The sequence below is a fragment of the Deinococcus soli (ex Cha et al. 2016) genome, assembly GCF_001007995.1.
GTDB lineage: Bacteria > Deinococcota > Deinococci > Deinococcales > Deinococcaceae > Deinococcus > Deinococcus soli.
In genome coordinates, this window is record NZ_CP011389.1 from 1,562,067 (window position 1) to 1,574,718 (window position 12,652).

13 protein-coding genes are annotated in these 12,652 nt (G+C 71.0%); 7 read left to right on the top strand and 6 right to left on the bottom strand.

Going from position 1 to position 12,652, the window contains the following annotated elements:
• The first annotated feature begins 34 nt into the window (after positions 1-34).
• A complete protein-coding gene (locus tag SY84_RS07755) occupies positions 35-712 on the top strand; it encodes a PIG-L deacetylase family protein (protein WP_046843543.1) in 678 nt (225 codons plus the stop codon).
• Between the two features lie 206 nt (positions 713-918).
• Here SY84_RS07755 and SY84_RS07760 read toward each other — a convergent pair whose 3' ends face one another.
• Complete coding sequence (locus SY84_RS07760; protein ID WP_046843544.1) at positions 919-1,212, bottom strand: hypothetical protein; 294 nt, start codon at positions 1,210-1,212, stop codon at positions 919-921.
• Positions 1,213-1,381: 169 nt separating this feature from the next.
• On the opposite strand from SY84_RS07760, the gene SY84_RS07765 reads away from it, so the two are divergent.
• Positions 1,382-3,295, top strand: a complete 1,914-nt coding sequence (locus SY84_RS07765) for a putative bifunctional diguanylate cyclase/phosphodiesterase (protein ID WP_046843545.1) — start codon at positions 1,382-1,384, stop codon at positions 3,293-3,295.
• Between the two features lie 159 nt (positions 3,296-3,454).
• Here SY84_RS07765 and SY84_RS07770 read toward each other — a convergent pair whose 3' ends face one another.
• Entirely contained in the window at positions 3,455-4,582 is a 1,128-nt protein-coding gene (locus SY84_RS07770) for a M20 family metallopeptidase (RefSeq protein WP_046843546.1), read from the bottom strand.
• A gap of 93 nt (positions 4,583-4,675) precedes the next feature.
• Entirely contained in the window at positions 4,676-4,867 is a 192-nt protein-coding gene (locus SY84_RS07775; protein ID WP_046843547.1) for a hypothetical protein, read from the bottom strand.
• Between the two features lie 312 nt (positions 4,868-5,179).
• On the opposite strand from SY84_RS07775, the gene SY84_RS07780 reads away from it, so the two are divergent.
• Positions 5,180-7,174 carry an alpha/beta hydrolase family protein gene (locus SY84_RS07780; protein WP_046843548.1) on the top strand — a complete coding sequence of 665 codons (1,995 nt, stop codon included), beginning with the start codon at positions 5,180-5,182 and terminating at the stop codon, positions 7,172-7,174.
• Positions 7,175-7,230: 56 nt separating this feature from the next.
• On the opposite strand, the gene SY84_RS16785 is transcribed toward SY84_RS07780, so the two are convergent.
• Positions 7,231-8,016, bottom strand: a complete 786-nt coding sequence (locus SY84_RS16785; RefSeq protein ID WP_046843549.1) for a hypothetical protein — start codon at positions 8,014-8,016, stop codon at positions 7,231-7,233.
• Positions 8,017-8,178: 162 nt separating this feature from the next.
• Positions 8,179-8,382, bottom strand: a complete 204-nt coding sequence (locus SY84_RS07790) for a hypothetical protein (protein WP_046843550.1) — start codon at positions 8,380-8,382, stop codon at positions 8,179-8,181.
• Positions 8,383-8,535: 153 nt separating this feature from the next.
• On the opposite strand from SY84_RS07790, the gene SY84_RS07795 reads away from it, so the two are divergent.
• Entirely contained in the window at positions 8,536-9,483 is a 948-nt protein-coding gene (locus tag SY84_RS07795) for an ABC transporter substrate-binding protein (RefSeq protein WP_046843551.1), read from the top strand.
• Positions 9,484-9,538: 55 nt separating this feature from the next.
• Here SY84_RS07795 and SY84_RS07800 read toward each other — a convergent pair whose 3' ends face one another.
• The gene (locus tag SY84_RS07800; protein ID WP_046843552.1) at positions 9,539-9,760 is read right to left on the bottom strand and encodes a hypothetical protein; all 222 of its coding nucleotides are present in this window, start codon (positions 9,758-9,760) and stop codon (positions 9,539-9,541) included.
• A 94-nt stretch (positions 9,761-9,854) separates the two neighbouring features.
• On the opposite strand from SY84_RS07800, the gene nth reads away from it, so the two are divergent.
• The 3 genes from nth to SY84_RS07815 all read left to right on the top strand — a co-directional run bounded on the left by nth (position 9,855) and on the right by SY84_RS07815 (position 12,579).
• Complete coding sequence (gene nth / locus SY84_RS07805; RefSeq protein WP_046843553.1) at positions 9,855-10,535, top strand: endonuclease III; 681 nt, start codon at positions 9,855-9,857, stop codon at positions 10,533-10,535.
• On the top strand, positions 10,532-11,785 hold the full coding sequence (locus SY84_RS07810) for an MFS transporter (protein WP_245621429.1): 1,254 nt from the start codon (positions 10,532-10,534) through the stop codon (positions 11,783-11,785). Before nth ends, SY84_RS07810 begins: the two co-directional genes overlap by 4 nt.
• 71 nt (positions 11,786-11,856) lie before the next feature.
• The gene (locus SY84_RS07815; protein WP_046843554.1) at positions 11,857-12,579 is read left to right on the top strand and encodes a zinc ribbon domain-containing protein; all 723 of its coding nucleotides are present in this window, start codon (positions 11,857-11,859) and stop codon (positions 12,577-12,579) included.
• Positions 12,580-12,652 lie beyond the last annotated feature (73 nt).

Genomic DNA, 12,652 nt, shown 5'->3' on the forward strand with positions numbered 1-12,652 from the left:
CGCGGTGACGCGCGGGCGGGCCTATGCTGGGCAGATGAGCAAGGGACTGAAACTGCTGCTGATCGTGCCGCACCCGGATGACGAGGTGTACGGCGCGTCGGGAACGCTGATGGGCCACCTGGAGGCCGGGGAGGCCTGCGGGCTGGTCACACTGACGCGCGGCGAGGCGGGCCGGACCCTGGGCCTGTGCGACTCGCCGGAGGAACTGGCGCGGATGCGTGAGGTGGAACTCGCGGCGTGCCTGGAGGTGATCGGCCTGACCGGCGAGGAGGCGCGGGCGGGCGGCAGCGTGTTCGAGCATCACCGCTTCCCGGACAAGTACCTGAAGGACCAGCCGCTCTCGGCGCTGACCGAGGTGGCGCGCGAGGCGATGGTGCGCCTGCGGCCCGAGGTGGTGCTGACCTTCCCGCCGAACGGCAGCAACGGGCACCCGGATCACGTGACGACGCACCGCGCCGTGAAGGCCGCGTGGGACGCCCTGCCGGACGGGGAACGGCCCCGCCTGTGGTACTACGCCAGCGACGTGCCGCCGGAGAACGAGGCGCTGCGGGCCGAGTGGCTGCCGCCGAATGTCCGGCACGACGTGACCCGTTTCATCGTGCGCAAGCTCCAGGCGATCGCGTGTCACCGCACGCAGGCGCTGAGCACGGTGGATTTCATCCGCAAGTACCCGGACCGCGTGACCCAGGAGACGTTCCACGAGGTGAGGTGATACCGCCTCGGACTGAAATGGTTTGCCAGAACCGTTCAGTCCGAGCGGATGGGACTCGCAGAGCTGCCCCGCACAGGACGAGCAACGCGCCCCTGCGGGCGTGGCGTCGGCAATCCGGCGATGTTCCGACCTGTCCACGAAACGGAGGGAATCCGCGTAGGGGTGCGGGAAGCACGGTCGCCGCCCGCGCACCGCTTCCTGCGCCGCTACTCCCAGTCGCTGACGGGAATGAAGTCCACGTTCTGGCCCTCGGTGGCGGTGACGCGGTAGCTGCGGTCGAACCGCACGAGGAGTTCGCCCCGGTCGAAGTGCTGCGGGCTGACGACGGGTTTGCGGAAGAGGTACGTGCCGTCGTCGTCCACGCCGATGTGGGCGCCCTTCGTGAAGCGGAACTCGACGACCTCGGCGTGGGGGCGGGTGCGGACGCGCACGCGGTACGTCTGCGCGTCGTCCTGTTTCACGTTCGGGTTGGCGGGCGTCTTGCGGAACAGGTTGAACACGGGGTGGGCCTCCGGAAGGCAGGATAGCGCCGCCCCCCGTTCAGGGGGCTGTGTGAGGTTTCTCGCGTTCGGGACGGGGGCAAGGCGTGCAGCGGCGCGGGCCGGGCGTTCCCCTCGGGCCGGGCAGTATGAATTCTGTGCAGGCGCGCTGCCTACGCTCAGGGCAGGTATGGGGGAGGGAAGCGCCGCACAACGTGATCTGCTGGCCGTCTGGCGGCGGATGCTGCTGCTGGGCCTGCCGGCCGTGCAGGCGTCGGCGGTGCTCGCGGCGCTGCTGGGCCGCGGTGACGCCTGGGACCGGCTGGTGGACCCGGCGCTGTACCTCGTCCTGAGCGGAATGCTGGTCACGGCGTGGCTGGCGGTGCTGCGCGGGCATGAGGTGCGCGCCGTGACGCTGCTGCTCACGGCGGGCAGTGGCGCCATGCTCAGCATGAAACTGCTGCTGCTGGCGCTGCTGCCCCTGCAGCGGGCGCTGCTGCCGGAACTGCTGGAGACGCTGGTGTGGCTGCCGGTGCTCATCACCTGGACGCTGCTGGGCGACCTGTCGCGGCCGGTGCGGCGCACACTGAACCTGACGGTCCTGAGCGTCGCGGCGTTCAGCGCCCTGCTGCTGCTGCGGCCCGTCACGCAGGGCGTGGCGCTGGACGTGGACGCGCTGCGGGCCCTGCTGCAGATCAACCTGGCGGCGGTGGTGTGCCTGTACGGCGCGTCGTACTTCGTGCGGCGCAACGACACGCTGGGCCGGGCGCAGGGCGAACAGCAGGTGCTGCGGCAGCTGGTGTACACGGACCTGCTGACGGGCCTGCCGGGACGCGTGCGGCTGGGCGAGCACCTGCGGGAACTGACGGAGCGCGGGGGAACGTTCGCGGCGCTCGTCGTGGACGTCGATGCGTTCAAGATCGTGAACGACACGCTGGGGCACGCGGCCGGGGACGAACTGCTGCGCGGCGTGGCGCACGAGTTGCAGCGGCTGGTCCCGGCGGGCAGCGGCGTGTACCGCCTGAGCGGCGACGAGTTCGTGGTGCTGCTCCCGCACGCGGACGCGTCCGGCGCGCAGTGGGAGGCGCAGCGGCTGCTGACGCACGTGCCCACGCGGCCCAGCCTGCAGGTGGGCATGGACATCACGCTGAGTATCGGCCTGAGCGTCTACCCCGAGGACGCCACCGACCCGGACGAACTGCTGCGGCACGCGGACAGCGCCATGTCTGCCGTGAAGTGCGCCGGGCGGCGGCAGGTGCGGCGCTACCAGCCGCAGCAGGACGCCGCGACCGAGCGGTTCCAGGTGCTCGCGCGGGACCTGAGCGTCGCGCTGGCCCGCGAGGAACTCAGCCTGCACTTCCAGCCGGTGTTCCGCCTGAGTGACCTGCGGCCCGTGAAGGCCGAGGCGCTGCTGCGCTGGACGCACCCGCAGCTGGGCGCCGTGTCGCCCGGGGAGTTCATTCCGGTGGCCGAGCGGGTGGGGCTCATCGCGCCGGTCGGGGCGTGGGTGCTGCGCGCAGCGTGCCTGGAGGCGCTGCGCTGGGGGGACGTGACGGTCAGCGTGAACGTCAGCGCGGTGCAGCTGCTGCAGGCGGAATTCCCGCAGGTGGTGCAGGGCGCCCTGCGCGACACGGGCCTGAGTGCGCGGCGGCTGGAACTCGAACTGACCGAAACGGCCGCCCTGTACGAGGACACCCGCGCGGCGCAGACCCTGGAGGACCTGCGGGCGCTGGGCGTGCGCCTGAGCATCGACGATTTCGGGTCCGGGTACTCGAACCTGTCGCGGCTGCGGACCCTGCCGATCACGGGCGTGAAACTGGACCGCTCGTGCATCCAGGGCCTGCCGGACGGACCGGGCGGACCGTTCGCGCGGGCGCTGCTGGAGGCGGTGCTGGGCCTGACCCGCCACCTGCCGCTGGACCTGACCGCCGAGGGCATCGAGAACGCTGCGCAGCTCACGGCCCTGCGGGACCTGGGCTGTCCGCTCGGTCAGGGGCACGGCCTGTCTCACCCGCTGACCGCGCCGGACTTCCGGGCACTGCTGCACACCCTCCCCCCGTCCGGCGGTCAGGCAGGCGCCGCGGCCTCCTGCTTCCGCTTCTGATGGACTGGTGCACTCACTGCGGGGTTCAGTTCCACCCCAGGGCCACCAGCACGCCCCGGGGCTCCGCTCCCAGCCGCTCTCGATGACGGCTTCCCGCCCTGCTCCGCAGCTCTGCGGGTCCGCCCTTTCCAGCAGCGCGCATGTCACCTGCCGTGCAGTTCAGACGCGGCGCAGCAGTTCGGTCAGCAGGCGGACATGGTCAGGCCAGCGGTCCAGGCGGACGTGTTCGTGCTGGGCGTGCGCGCCGTCGCCGGGGGCGCCCAGGCCGTCCAGGGTGGGGATGACCGGCGCGGTGAAGTTCCCGTCGCTGCCGCCACCCACGACGGCGTGCGTGAGGTCAAAGCCGAGTTCCCGGGCGACGGCGCGGGCCTGTTCGTACAGCGCCAGCGTGCCTTCGCTCTGCTCGAAGGGGGGGCGGTTCAGGCCGCCGTCGATGCGGACGGTCACGCGGGGGTCGTGGGGCGTCCAGGCGCGCACGGCGGCGTCCACCCGCCCGGCCTCCGCGAGGGTGCTGACGCGCAGGTCGATCTCCAGCGTGGCGTGCGCGGGGATGACGTTCACGGCGCTGCCGCCCCGGATCAGGCCGACGCTGACCGTGGTGCCCAGATCGGGCTGGGCGAGGCCCTGGAGGTCCAGGGTGGCCTGCGCGGCGGCCGTGATGGCACTCGCGCCTTCCTCCGGTTTGTTCCCGGCGTGGCTGGCGACGCCGGTGAAGGTCAGCGTGTAGCTGCCGGTGCCCTTGCGGCCGGTCTTCAGGGCGTGCGTGTCCGCGACGGGCGGCTCGACGACCAGGGCCACGCGCGAGTCGTGCGCGGCGCGTTCGATGTGCTCGCGGCTGCTGGGACTGCCGATTTCCTCGTCGGGGGACAGCAGGACGGTCACGCCGCCGCGGGGCCACTGGCCGTGCAGGGCGCGCAGGGCGTGGAACAGGCCCACAATCCCGGCTTTCATGTCGTACGTGCCGGGGCCGTACAGGCGGTCGCCGTCCACGCGCCAGGGCATGTCCTCCAGCGTGCCGTGCGGCCAGACGGTGTCGGCGTGCGTGAGGATCAGCACGGGTTTCTCGGCGGTCTGGTCTGCCGCGCCGCCCGGCACGCCAAAGCGGAACACGCGGGTACCGCCGCCCAGCGCGTGCGTCTCGGCGCCCAGGTCGCGCGCCCAGCCCTCGATGACGTCCATGACGCGCTGGATGGCCGCCGGGTCGGTCGAGGGGGACTCGATGTCGGTAAGGACTTTCAGGTCGGCCATCAGGGCCTGCAGCGCCGCGCCCGGTGTGGTGGTGGTCATGCGCGGATGCTAGCGCCCGCGCGTGAAGGTGAGGGTGGGAGCGCAGTCAGGCCCCACTCCTGCGAGGGGGCCTGACCGGAACTGCCCAGGGGTTCAGCTGAGCAGGGCGACCTGCTGGGCGTCGAGTTTGAGTTTCGCGCTGCCCTTGAGGTACAGGTCGTGCAGGGCCTGCTTGCCAAACAGGCGGGCGAGGTGCGTGCTGGTCATTTCGATGGTGCGGCCGGAAATTTTGAGTCGGACGACGTCAAAGGTGCCGGGAACCCAGGTGCAGGACAGTTCTTGCATGTGAAGACCTCCAGAGATGGTGGGGCGACAGGCGCCAGTTCGGATTGACGGGGCCGTGTGGAAGAAGGTGTGGACGGGGACAGCATGGGTCCCTTTCGTCAGCGTTCGGTGGGCTGGCGACAGGAACGTGGGCCTGTGGGGGGCCGGGTAAGATCAGCGTAAGGGAAACGCGTTTGGAAATAGAAAGACCCGTTCCACTTTGTCTTTAGCCAGCGATCATGAACCCGCCGGTGTGGCTCGCGTCCCGCCTGGACGACATTTTGGGAGCGCTTCCGTTTCTGTGGAGCGGGCGGCTGTGCTTGACTGTGGGGCATGACGCAACCCATCCCCGGGCCCGAGAGCCTGCTCCCCCTGGTGTTCCCCTCCGACCCGCAGGTCAGCCCGGACGGCACGCGCGCCGCGTTTGTCCTGACCCGGATTGAGGAGGACGACCCGTTCAAGCCCGACGCGGCCTTCGCCAAGCCCCGTTACAAGTCGCAGATCTGGCTCGCCGACGCGCAGGGCGCCCACGTCCTGACGCGCGGCGAGGGCCGGGACGGCAGCCCCCGCTGGTCCCCGGACGGGCAGACCCTGGCCTTTACCCGCAAGGTCGGCGAGGGCGCGCAGCTGCACCTGCTGCCCCTCTCGGGCGGCGAGGCGCAGGTCGTGACCCGATTCCGGAACGGCGTGTCAGACATCCAGTGGAGCCCGGACGGGCAGTACGTCGCGTTCATGACCACCGCTGACGACGAGGACAAACGCGACGAGCGCGGTGAGGCCCGCGTCATCACCAGGCCCCGTTACCGCTTCAACGGCCGCGACTGGCTACCCGAACGCGCCGCGCGCCTGTACCGCCTGCACGTCCCCAGCGGCGAGGTGCGCGAGTGGCACGTGCCGGAGGTCGAACTGGGCGGCGTGACCTGGCTGCCCGACAGCAGCGGCGTGCTGTTCGTCGCCGCAACCAGCGAACTGACCGGCGCGCAGTGGCAGCAGGAGGTCTGGCACCTGTCGCTGCACGGCACGCCCCGGCAGGTCACGCGCTGGGCGTCCGCCGTGAACGCCGTCGTCCCCCACCCGGACGGCCAGCACTTCGCGCTGGTGGGCCGCCCCGCCGGGCAGGGCAACACCGAGCACACCCACCTGTACCTCCTGCCCCTGACCGGCGACGCCACCCCGGTGCGGCTGGACGCCGGGCACGACCACCCGGTCGGGAACGCCGTGGGTGGCGACTGCCACGTGGGCGCCATGCCCGAGAAACCCGTGTGGCTGGACGACCGCACCCTCCTGTTCAGCAGCACCGTGCGCGGCAGCTGCGGCCTGTTCACCGCCACCCTGGCCGCAGACGGGCAGTCCAGCTCCGTGCAGGTCCACACCCACGACCCGCAGGGCGTCATCCCGGCCTTCACGGCGCGCGGCGGCGGCCTCGCCCTCATCCGCGAGCGGGCCGACCAGTTCCCTGAGGTGATCCTGAACGGCCAGCCGGTCACCGACCTGCACGCCAACCTCCCCTTCCCCGCCCGCACCCCGGTGCGCGTGGCCTTCCCCACCGAACTGGGTGAGGGCGAGGGCTGGATGATCCTGCCGGACGGCACCCACCCTGTTCCCGCGATCCTCAGCATTCATGGCGGACCCCACACCGACTACGGACACGCCTTCACGCACGAATTCCAGCTGTACGCCGCGCGCGGACAGGCCATCTGCTACAGCAACCCGCGCGGTAGCGTCGGCTACGGACAGGCCTGGGTGGACGCCATCCACGGCCGCTGGGGCAGCGTCGACGCCGACGACCTCCTGGCCTTCTTCGACGCCTGCCTGGACGCCGAGCCCCGCCTGGACGAGAGGCGGACCGCCGTCATGGGCGGCAGCTACGGCGGCTTCATGACCAACTGGCTCACCGCGCACACCACCCGCTTCCACGCCGCCATCACCGACCGCAGCATCTGCAACCTGCTGTCGTTCGGCGGCACCAGCGACATCGGGATGCGCTTCTGGGACGACGAACTCGGCCTGAACTTCCACCGCCGCGCAGACGCCCTGAAGCTCTGGGACATGAGCCCCCTCCAGTACGTCGAGAACGTCCGCACGCCCACCCTGATCGTCCACTCGGTCCTCGACCACCGCTGCCCCATCGAACAGGCCGAGCAGTGGTACGCGGCCCTCATCCTCCACGGCGTCCCGGTGCGCTTCGTGCGCTTCCCCGGCGAGGACCACGAACTGTCGCGTTCCGGCCGCCCGGACCGCCGCCTGACCCGCCTGACGGAATACCTCAACTGGCTCGACCGGTACCTCGTGCCCAGCGCCACGCCCGCCGAAACAGCCACCGCCTGACCCCAGACAAGACGAGGGGCCGGACTGCGTGTCCGGCCCCCTTTCAGGTGTGGGTGTTACTCGTCGTCGCGGCGGTTGTTCCAGCCGCGGTCCGCGCGGGCGCGGGGGCGGAACTCGCCGCCCTGCTCGGCGGGACGGTCTTCGCGGGGGCGGAACGTGGGGCGGTCGCCGCCACGGTCGTCGCGGGGGCGGAAGCCGCCACGGTCACCGCCGCGGTCGCCACCCTGGAAGCCGCCGCGCTCGCCACGGTCATCACGGGGACGGAAGCCGCCACGGTCGCCGCCGCCCTGGTACCCGCCACGGTCCTCGCGGGGACGGAAGCCGCCGCGCTCGCCGCCGCCCTGGTACCCGCCGCGGTCCTCGCGGGGACGGAAGCCGCCGCGGTCACCGCCGCCCTGGTACCCGCCGCGGTCCTCGCGGGGACGGAAGCCACCACGGTCGCCGCCGCGGTCTTCACGGGGCCGGAAGCCGCCACGGTCGCCGCCGCGGTCGCCACCCTGGAAGCCGCCGCGCTCGCCACGGTCCTCGCGGGGGCGGAAGCCGCCCTGGCCCTGGCTCTCGCGCATTTCGCGCATCTCGCGGCGCAGGCCACGGATTTCCTTGCCCTGCGCTTCGAGCAGTTCCTTCAGTTCGGCCAGGACGGCCATCAGTTCGTCGGCGTCGATGAATTCTTCCTCGAATTCCTCGCCTTCGGCACCCTCGGCGCTGACGCTGGTGTCGGCGGCGGCTTCTTCGGCGTCAAGGACAGCGTCCTCGTCGGGTTCGCCTTCCAGCTGGGGGATCAGGTCACGCAGTTCTTCTGGCGTCTGCTCACCGGGGCGCAGCTCGTTGTTGTCGGTCATGGGTTTTCTCCTTTGATTCCTGCCGCCGCCACCTGTGCGCGCGTTTTCGCGGCCGGGGCACGGGCTCCCGGAGGCCGGGGCGTGTGCGGGCGTGCCCCCGAGTGTACCACCCGTCAGGCTGGGGCGGGCGTTGCGCCGGCGTTCATGCGCCGAGCGGGGCCGTCAGCGGCGGAAGTACACCCGCAGGGCAGCGCGGGCCACCAGCCACACGATCACGGCGTCCACGGCGGCGAGCAGCAGGGCCAGCAGGGGGTGCAGGGCGGCACCCATCCAGAGGGCCAGGAAGGTGAACACGGCGGACGCCGTGGCGATCAGCGTGGCGAACCGGCGGGCGTTGTCGTCCGGCGTCCAGGAGTTCAGGTCCATACGCGCAGCGTGACACGCCCGGGCCGCGCCGGGTGTCCCGCGGCGGTATCGCATCTGCCGATCAGGGTCATCGGGCGGGCTGATGGGCCGGGTGGGCCCGGGATGGGGGGCGGGGTCACGGCGCGGTCAGGTGCCCCGCCTATACTGCCTCTCATGAAGCGTGCCGCTTTTCTCCTGCTGGGCCTGCTGGCCACCGCCGCGTCCGCGCAGCGCACCGTGAACGTCGGGCTGGGGTACAACCCGGACGTGCAGTTCACGCCGTTCTACGTCGCGGACAAACTGGGGTACTTCCGCGCCGAGGGCCTGAGCGTGAAGTTCCAGCACGGGTACGTGTCGCAGCTGCTGCCGCTGTTGCTGCAGGGCAAGCTGGATTTCGTGGTGGGCGACCCGGAGGACGCGATCTTCGCGCGCAACCAGGGCGCGGACGTGCGCTACGTCATGACGATGTACCAGAAGAACCCGGTGACGGTGTTCAGCCTCTCGCCCCTCAGCGGCCCGGAGAGCCTGAAGGGCAGGTCGGTGGGCATCCCGGGGCCGTTCGGCAGTTCGTACCACGCGATCCAGGCGGTGCTGGACAGCGCGAACCTCACCGAGGGCCGCGACGTGCGCCTGAACTCCATCGGCTTCACGCAGGTGGACGCCGTGCGCGCCGGGCGCGTGGACGCCGCGGTGGGCTACGCGAACAACGACGTGCTGCAACTGGCCCGCACGAGCGGCAAGAAGGTGTACACGCTGGACGTCACTGACGCCTATCCGATGGTCGGCGTGGGCCTGATCGGCACCGGCAAGAGCCTGACGGGCGACCTGGCCCGCAAGGTGGTGCGGGCCAGCCAGCGCGGCCTGAAGTTCACGGTGGCCGACCCGGCCCGCGCGTTCAAGCTGGCGCAGCCGGTGTTCGGCGCGAGCGGCAGCCTGGACGTCCTGAAGGCCAGCGTGCCCCTGATGACCGGGCCGTACACGCAGGCGAACGGCCTGGGCGCCATGAACCCCAGCGCGTGGACGAAGGCGGTCGCGGCCCTCGTGAAGCAGGGCAAACTGCCCGCCGGGGCGAAAGCCAGCGACTACTATTCGAACGCGTACATCAGTAAGACGCTGAAGTAAGGGCGCGGGGAGCGGGAGGCGGGGCGCGGTTGTGCGGCCCCGCCTCTGCTGCTGGTTACAGGACGCCGCCGCCGAGGAACAGGCGCAGCGCAGCCAGTCCGAGGACGACGACGTTCAGGGTGGTGGCCCCCCGGTCCCTGGCCAGCACGGCGAGGATCAGACCCAGCACGGCAGGCGGCAGCACCAGCAGCCAGTTCAGCCAGCCCAGCAGGGGCAGCAGGCCCAGCAGCAGGCCGATGGCGGCGAGGATGCCCAGCAGGATCGCGGCGAGTCTCATGCTCCCAGGTACGCGGATCGGCAGGCGTGGGTTGCGGCCCCTGGCTGTCCCAGGCGCGCGGACGTGCGTGACGGGCGGGGTGTAGCGTGGCGGGGTGACTGGGCAGACAGGCGGGAAGAAGAAGAGTGCGGCGCGACTGCCGCCGGGCGCGCGGGTGCGGGCCCCACAGGTCCTGGCGGCGCTGGAGGGCCTTTACCCGGACGCGCGGACGGAACTGGATTTCCGCACCCCGTTCGAGCTGCTCGTGGCGACGGTCCTGAGCGCGCAGGCCACGGACGTGAGCGTGAACGCCGCGACGCCCGCGCTGTTCGGCGCGTACCCGGACGCGCACACCATGAGCAGGGCCGAGCCGGAGGACATCGAGCCGCTGATCCGCCGGATTGGTCTGTACCGCGCCAAGGCCCGCAACCTCGCGGCGCTGGCCCGGCTGCTGGTCGAACGGCATGGCGGGGAGGTCCCGAACGATTTCGACGCGGTGGTGGCGCTGCCCGGCGCGGGCCGCAAGACCGCGAACGTGGTCCTGTCGAACGCCTTCGGGTACCCGGCGATCGCGGTGGACACGCACGTGGGCCGACTGGCGCGCCGCCTGGGTCTGAGCATCCAGACGAACCCCGACAAGGTCGAGGCGGACCTTCAGCGCCTGTTCCCGCGTGAACGCTGGGTGTTCCTGCACCACGCGCTGATCCTGCACGGCCGCCGGGTCTGCGCGGCCCGCAAACCCGAGTGCGGCGCGTGTGTCATGGCGAGCTTCTGCCCGAAAGTGGGCGTGGCGTGACCGGCAACCTGGGGCCGCAGCGGGGGCAGACGTGGCGCTTCTCGCGGCAGGTGTGGCTGTTCCTGGCGTCGGTGTTCGCGTTCGGGCTGTCGCAGGCGTTCACGGCGCTGTTCCTGAACTTCTACCTGCGGGCGCTGGGCCTGGGCGCCGAGTGGCAGGGCGTCATGAACGCGCTGCCCGCCATCACCCTGGCGTGCCTGAGCCTCCCGGCGGTGGCGGTCGCGCGGCGCATCAGCAACGCACACACGCTGAAGGTCGGCGCGGCCCTGAACCTGCTGGGCCTGGGCCTGCTGGTGCTGGCCAGCGGGCCGGTGCTGGTCATCGTGGGCGCGGTCGTGCAGGGCGCGGGCGGCGCGCTGAGCATGGTCGCCGCGTCGCCGTTCATGGCGAACAACAGTGACGAACGCAGCCGCGTCACGCTGTTTAGCGTGCAGAACGCCCTGATGACCGGCGCGGGCTTCCTGGGGAACCTGCTGGGCGGCCAGATTCCCACCCTGTACGCCCAGAGCACCGGCACCGCACCCGACGCGCTGGGGGCGCTGCGGGCCGCGCTGCTGGTCGCCGCCGCGCTGCAACTGATCGGCCTGCTGCCCGTCCTGGGTCTGAAACCCACCGGGAAGACGAACGCCACCGGGCGCAGCTTCCACGTCCGGGACCGCGCCACCATGGCCCGGCTGGTCCTGCCGAACATCCTGGTGGGCCTGGGGGCGGGCGCGACCATCCCGTTCCTGAACGTGTTCATCGAGGGGAAATTCAACGTGTCCTACGCGGGCCTGGGCACCCTGTTCGCCTGGACCAGCCTGGCCACTGCCGCCACGGCGCTGCTGCAACCCCTGCTCGTGCGCCGCATGGGCCAGCTGCAGGCGGTGCTGCTCGTGCAGGCGTGCAGCCTGCCTTTCCTGGCGGTGCTGGGTTTCGCGCCGCAGCTGTGGATGGTCACGGCGGCGCTGTTCACGCGCGGCGCGCTGATGAACGCCGCCGGGCCCGTGTACAGCGCCTACGCCATGACCGCCCTGCCCGAGGAGGACCGGCCCATGTACTCCGCCGTGAACCTCATCGCCTGGGACCTGGGCTGGGCGATCAGCAGCATCCTGTCCGGCGTGGTGCGCGGCGCGCTGCCCTTTACCACCGCCTTCAACGCGCTGTTCGCGTGGACGCTGCTGATGTACGGCGCGAGCGTCCTGGCGATCTACCTGGGCCTGTACCGCCGCGCCCAACGCACGCCCACACCCGCCCCGGTCGCCCCGTGACCCGCGCGCCCGACCAGCAGATGAATACTCAGTTGACCTCCGAACTCATGAACGGGGGTAGACTGCCAGTGATGAGCGACACCTCCCCCCTTCGCCGCCTGCACCGCGTTCAGGAACTCGACCTGAACCTCGACCGCCTGCGCGACGAGGAAGGCAACATTTCCACTGAACTGCGTGACGCCCGCGCCGAGCAGGAACGCCTGAACAACGCCCTCGAGGACACCGAGATCACCCTTGAAGGCGTCGAGAAGAACATCCGCCGCACCGAACTCGACCTGTCCAGCATCCGCGAGCAGACCGCGCGGGCCCGCGAGGAGCAGGAGAAGAACGCCTTCGACGCCCGTGCGCAATCGCAGTACGGCAGCCGCATTCAGATGCTCAGCGAACGCGCCGACGAGCTCGAAGAGGACCTCGCCCCGCTGCGCGAGCAGCAGCAGACCCTCCAAGCCCGCGCGAGCGACCTGCGCGGCCAGCACCGCGCCCTGCGCCCCTCCCTGGGCGCGCTGGAAGAACAGGACGAGGCGCGCGTGCAGGGCCTGCGCGACCAGGGCGAAGCCGACCGTCAGGAACGCGCGCAGCTCGCCGGGAACCTCGACGCGCGTACCATCCGCGAGTACGACATGATACGCCGCGCCAAGAAGGGCCTCGGCGTCGTGGAGATCAAGGCCGGACGGTGCAGCGGCTGCAACGTGAATCTCCCCGTGAATGTCCAGCAGAAAGCCGCGCAGGGCAAACTGCCCCCCGTGAAGTGCCCCAGCTGCGGACGATTCCTGATCCGCCTCGACCTCGCGTAAACCGGAATCGTTTGAACCCCACCCCGCCATGTGGCGACAGGTGGGGTTTTGTCATGAGTAATCTATGCTTCAG

What these genes read in the sequence shown, in the direction of transcription:
- SY84_RS07755 (WP_046843543.1), top strand. Translation starts at nt 35, where the DNA reads ATGAGCAAGGGACTGAAACTGCTGCTGATCGTGCCGCACCCGGATGAC.
- SY84_RS07780 (WP_046843548.1), top strand. Translation starts at nt 5,180, where the DNA reads ATGACGCAACCCATCCCCGGGCCCGAGAGCCTGCTCCCCCTGGTGTTC.
- SY84_RS07775 (WP_046843547.1), bottom strand. Translation starts at nt 4,867, where the DNA reads ATGCAAGAACTGTCCTGCACCTGGGTTCCCGGCACCTTTGACGTCGTC.
- SY84_RS07790 (WP_046843550.1), bottom strand. Translation starts at nt 8,382, where the DNA reads ATGGACCTGAACTCCTGGACGCCGGACGACAACGCCCGCCGGTTCGCC.
- SY84_RS07815 (WP_046843554.1), top strand. Translation starts at nt 11,857, where the DNA reads ATGAGCGACACCTCCCCCCTTCGCCGCCTGCACCGCGTTCAGGAACTC.
- SY84_RS07800 (WP_046843552.1), bottom strand. Translation starts at nt 9,760, where the DNA reads ATGAGACTCGCCGCGATCCTGCTGGGCATCCTCGCCGCCATCGGCCTG.
- SY84_RS07770 (WP_046843546.1), bottom strand. Translation starts at nt 4,582, where the DNA reads ATGACCACCACCACACCGGGCGCGGCGCTGCAGGCCCTGATGGCCGAC.
- SY84_RS07765 (WP_046843545.1), top strand. Translation starts at nt 1,382, where the DNA reads ATGGGGGAGGGAAGCGCCGCACAACGTGATCTGCTGGCCGTCTGGCGG.
- SY84_RS07795 (WP_046843551.1), top strand. Translation starts at nt 8,536, where the DNA reads ATGAAGCGTGCCGCTTTTCTCCTGCTGGGCCTGCTGGCCACCGCCGCG.
- SY84_RS16785 (WP_046843549.1), bottom strand. Translation starts at nt 8,016, where the DNA reads ATGACCGACAACAACGAGCTGCGCCCCGGTGAGCAGACGCCAGAAGAA.